General features: G+C 63.4%; 4 protein-coding genes. 2 read left to right on the top strand and 2 right to left on the bottom strand.

The features are described 5' to 3' along the window. Positions 1-83: 83 nt before the first annotated feature. Positions 84-1,088 (bottom strand): asparaginase, encoded by a 1,005-nt coding sequence (locus tag EN893_RS19590; RefSeq protein ID WP_127269978.1) that lies wholly within the window; start codon positions 1,086-1,088, stop codon positions 84-86. 25 nt (positions 1,089-1,113) lie between these two features. Then, complete coding sequence (locus EN893_RS19595) at positions 1,114-2,280, bottom strand: acetyl-CoA acetyltransferase (RefSeq protein ID WP_127267966.1); 1,167 nt, start codon at positions 2,278-2,280, stop codon at positions 1,114-1,116. 203 nt (positions 2,281-2,483) lie between these two features. Between EN893_RS19595 and betI the strand changes: the two genes are divergently transcribed. Next, entirely contained in the window at positions 2,484-3,074 is a 591-nt protein-coding gene (gene betI / locus EN893_RS19600; protein ID WP_127267967.1) for a transcriptional regulator BetI, read from the top strand. Further along, positions 3,071-4,600 carry a choline-sulfatase gene (gene betC / locus EN893_RS19605; protein ID WP_127267968.1) on the top strand — a complete coding sequence of 510 codons (1,530 nt, stop codon included), beginning with the start codon at positions 3,071-3,073 and terminating at the stop codon, positions 4,598-4,600. Before betI ends, betC begins: the two co-directional genes overlap by 4 nt. The last annotated feature ends 59 nt before the right edge of the window (positions 4,601-4,659 follow it).

The raw sequence follows: 4,659 nt of genomic DNA on the forward strand, positions 1-4,659 counted from the left end.
GCGCTGGGCCGAGCCCGCAACGGGCGACCTCGCCTCGTCAAACGATACCGGCTATGCGCATCTGACCGTCGAGCGCAATCACGTCAGTTGAGGGCTGCCGTCGGCCTCAGCGCCCCGACCTTGGCACCGTTGCGGTTTTCGATGGGCGTGTTTGCCAACTCGCTCAGCTTGAACGCCAATGCCTCGTCGGCGCGCAACAGTTTGGCGAGGACGGTGGCAATCATGGCTTCGCCGGCGCGGCCGGCGCCATCATCGCATTTGAGCGCGATGCCGAGACCAAGTTCCGGAATTGCCGCACAATGGACGCCCTCGGCGCCGCCTTTCGTAAATATCCGCCCGGGTGCGGCCTCCATCAGTGCGACGTCTTCGCGGCCGCTGCCGGCAACGAAGAAGGGCTCGGCCATGCATGCAGCCAGCAGCCGCCTCGCGGCCTTGGCTCGCTCGGGACCAAAACCTGATGTCGTGGCCATGCGGGCAAAGCCGAGCGCGAAGCTCCTGAGCGGCACCGCATAGGTTGGGATCGAACAGCCATCGATGGCCCGCTGGTCCTCACCATGGACAGCGCCCGTCACCGATTGCATGGCGTCGCGCACCATTTCCTGCAGGCCATGTCCCGGCTTGACATAGCCGCGATGCGCAATGCCGGCGTGGACGCAGGTGCAGAGGAAGCCGGAATGCTTGCCGGAACAATTGTTGTGCAACGCGTTCGGTGAACCGCCGGCGCGGGCGAGCGCAATCTCGGCGTCATGGTTGGACGGCCAATGTGTGCCGCATTCGAGTGCTGATCCGTCCAGCCCGGCCTTGGCCAGCATGGATCGCGCAAGATCGACATGGGCCGGCTCGCCCGAGTGGGACGCACAGGCGAGCGCCAGTTCGCGGTTGCCGAAGCCATAGGCATCGGCCGCACCGCTTTCGACCAGCGGCAGTGCCTGGATCGCCTTGACCGCCGAGCGCGGAAACACCGACTTGGCTGTGTCGCCGATCTCCCAGACGGGCTTGCCATCGCCATCGAAGACCGCGACTGAGCCGCGATGCGCGCTCTCGACGATCGCGCCGCGCAACACTTCGATCAGAACCGGATTTGTCATGAACCCTCCCGTAAATGCGGGCGGTTTACCTGATCCGGTCGAGAATGGAAACGTAGTTTGCGACCGCCGCACCGCCCATATTGAAGATGCCGCCAAGCTTGGCGCCCGGCACCTGGATGCCGCCGGCCTCGCCGACAAGCTGCATGGCGGTCAAGACATGCATCGACACGCCCGTGGCGCCGATCGGATGGCCCTTGGCCTTCAGCCCGCCGGATGGATTGACCGGCAGGCGGCCATCCCTGGCCGTTGTGCCGTCCAGCGCAAGCTTTGCCCCCTCTCCCGGCTTGGCAAGACCCATCGCCTCGTATTCGATCAGTTCGGCAATGGTGAAGCAGTCATGCGTCTCGACGAAGGACAGATCGTCGAGCGTCACGCCGGCTGATTTCAACGCCCGGTTCCAGGCCTGTTCGCACCCTTCGAAGGTCAGGATGTCGCGCTTCGACATCGGCAGGAAATCCTGCACATGCTCGTTGGCGCGGAAGGCAACGGCACGGCGCATCTTCAGCGCCGTGGCGGTGTCGGCAAGGATAAGGGCGGCGGCGCCGTCGGAGACCAGCGAGCAGTCGGTGCGCTTCAGTGGGCCGGCAACGAACGGGTTCTTCTCGCTCTCCTGGCGGCAGAACTCGTAGCCGAAATCCTTGCGCATCTGTGCATAGGGGTTGTCGACGCCGTTCTTGTGGTTCTTGGCGGCAATCATGGCCAGCGCATCCGACTGGTCGCCGTAGCGCTGAAAATAGGCCTGCGCGATCTTGCCGAAGACGCCGGCGAAACCCGCCGGTGTCTCGCCGTCCTCGGGCAGATAGGACGCCTTGAGCAGGTTCTTGCCGATCTCCGGCCCCGGCGTCGTCGTCATCTGCTCGGCGCCGACCACCAGCACGATGCGGGCGGCATTGGCGTCGATGGCGCGGATGCCCTGACGGACCGCGGCCGATCCGGTGGCGCAAGCGTTCTCGACGCGCGTCGCCGGCTTGAAGCGCAGCCGGTCGTCGGCCTGAAGCACCAGGCTGGCGGTAAAATCCTGCGCCGAAAAGCCGGCGTTGAAATGTCCGAGCACGATCTCGTCGACCTCGTCGGGACCGATGCCGGCATGGTCGAGCGCGTCGGTTGCCACCTTGACGATCAGATTTTCTAGCGTTTCGCCCTCGAGCTTGCCGAAGCGCGAATGCGCCCAGCCAACGATGCATGCGGTCATGGCGGTCTCCATCCTTGGCGCCAGCCTAACATGTGGGCTCACGGCGCATTTCGCCTTTATTGTTCAAATATAAACAATCTTGCCCACTTCGTGAAGGGCGGGAGGCGGACAATCGCTTGGTACAGCCAAGATCGCGGTCGATTTTTTTGTTGATTGACGCGTCAATAAAAAATAATCCTGTTTTCTCAAAGGATCATCGCGAGATGCCGAAAGTCGGAATGGAACCGCTGCGCCGCAAGGCGCTGATCGACGCGACGATCTCGGCGATCGGCGAGCGCGGCTCGCTCGACGTCACCATGTCCGAGATCGCCGGACGCGCCGGGGTTTCGTCGGCTCTTGCCCATCACTATTTCGGCGCCAAGGACGAGTTGTTGCTGGCGACGATGCGGCACATCCTGGCCGAACTGACCATCGACATGCGACGCGCCCTTCAATCGGCTGGTACCGCGCGCCAGCGCGTTTCGGCGGTGGTCACCGTCAACTTCTCCGACATCCAGTTCCAGCCGGAAACCATCGCCGCCTGGCTCGCCTTCTATGTCGAGGCGCAGAAATCATCGGCCTTGCGCCGGCTGCTCAGGGTCTATGCGCGGCGGCTGCACTCGAACCTGATGAGCGGGCTTGTCGGCATCCTGCCCAGGGCCGAGGCCGACCGCGCCGCCGAAGCGACCGCGGCGATGATCGACGGGCTCTACATCAGGCGGGCGCTGAAAGACGGCGTGCCTGATGCCGCGACCGCAATCGCGCTGGTCGAGGACTATCTCGAAACAAAACTCGGCGAGCGGCGCAAACAGTGACAACGAAGCGACCCAATTTTCTGATCGTCATGGTCGACCAGCTCAACGGAACCTTGTTTCCGGACGGCCCGGCGGATTTTCTGCACACACCGCATCTGAAAGCGTTGGCTGCGCGATCGGCGCGCTTTGCCAACAACTACACGGCCTCGCCGCTCTGCGCACCAGGCCGTGCCTCGTTCATGAGCGGGCAATTGCCGTCGCGCACCGGCGTCTACGACAATGCCGCCGAATTCGCCTCGTCGATCCCGACCTTCGCCCATCATCTGCGCGCTGCCGGCTACTACACCTGCCTGTCGGGCAAGATGCATTTCGTCGGGCCGGACCAACTGCACGGTTTCGAGGAACGGCTGACGACCGACATCTACCCTGCCGATTTCGGCTGGACGCCGGACTACCGCAAGCCCGGCGAGCGTATCGATTGGTGGTATCACAATCTGGGCTCGGTGACCGGCGCCGGCGTTGCCGAGATCACCAACCAGATGGAGTATGACGACGAGGTCGTGTTCCTAGCCACACAGAAGCTCTATCAGCTTTCGCGCGAACAGGACGATGCGAGCCATCGGCCATGGTGCCTCACCGTCTCGCTGTCGCACCCGCATGATCCCTATGTCGCGCGCAAGCAGTATTGGGATCTCTATGAGCATTGCCAGGCGTTGAACCCGGAAACCGGGTTCATCGCGCATGACGAGCAGGATGCGCATTCCCGGCGGCTGTACCACGCCAGCGACTATCCTTCCTTCGAGATCACGCCGGAACAGGTGCGTCGTTCGCGGCAGGGCTATTTCGCCAACATCTCCTATGTCGACGACAAGCTGGGCGAGATCCTGGATGTTCTCGAGCGCACCCGCATGGCCGACGACACCATCATCCTGTTCTGCTCGGACCACGGCGACATGCTCGGCGAGCGCGGCCTATGGTTCAAGATGAGCTTCTTCGAGGGCTCGGCGCGGGTGCCGCTGGTGATTGCCGGCAAGGGCGTTCACGCCGGGCTGATCGAGACGCCGGTTTCCAATCTTGACGTGGCGCCGACGCTTTGCGACCTCGCCGGCATCGACATCGCTGCAATCGCGCCGTGGACCGACGGCCAGTCGCTGCTGCCGCTCACCAAGGGGTTTGAGCGCACCGCGCCGGTGCTGATGGAATATGCGGCCGAAGGGTCCAACGCGCCCTTGGTGGCGATCCGCGACGGCAGATACAAATTCGTCCATTGCGAACTCGATCCGCCGCAACTGTTCGATCTCGAAGCCGATCCGCTCGAACGGGACAATCTGGTCGATGACGCGGCCAATGCGGGCCTGGTGGCGGCATTCATGGACAAGGTCCAGTCGCGCTGGGACATGGCCGGCTTCGACGCCGCTGTCCGCGAAAGCCAGGCGCGCCGCTGGGTCGTCTATCCGGCGCTGCGCAACGGCGCCTATTACCCCTGGGATTTCCAGCCGCTGCAAAAAGCGTCCGAGCGCTACATGCGCAATCACATGAACCTCGACAATCTCGAAGAGAGCAAAAGGTATCCGCGAGGCGAATGATGTCAGACCTTCTCGTCCCCTCCCTCGACCACCTCAAGCAGGCCTACGCCGTCACCTCC

It is taken from the genome of Mesorhizobium sp. M7A.F.Ca.CA.004.04.2.1 (assembly GCF_004022825.1).
Taxonomy (GTDB): domain Bacteria; phylum Pseudomonadota; class Alphaproteobacteria; order Rhizobiales; family Rhizobiaceae; genus Mesorhizobium.

Excerpts from the sequence above, each read along its gene's own strand:
- EN893_RS19590 (WP_127269978.1), bottom strand. The coding sequence starts at position 1,088 with ATGACAAATCCGGTTCTGATCGAAGTGTTGCGCGGCGCGATCGTCGAG.
- EN893_RS19595 (WP_127267966.1), bottom strand. The coding sequence starts at position 2,280 with ATGACCGCATGCATCGTTGGCTGGGCGCATTCGCGCTTCGGCAAGCTC.
- betI (WP_127267967.1), top strand. The coding sequence starts at position 2,484 with ATGCCGAAAGTCGGAATGGAACCGCTGCGCCGCAAGGCGCTGATCGAC.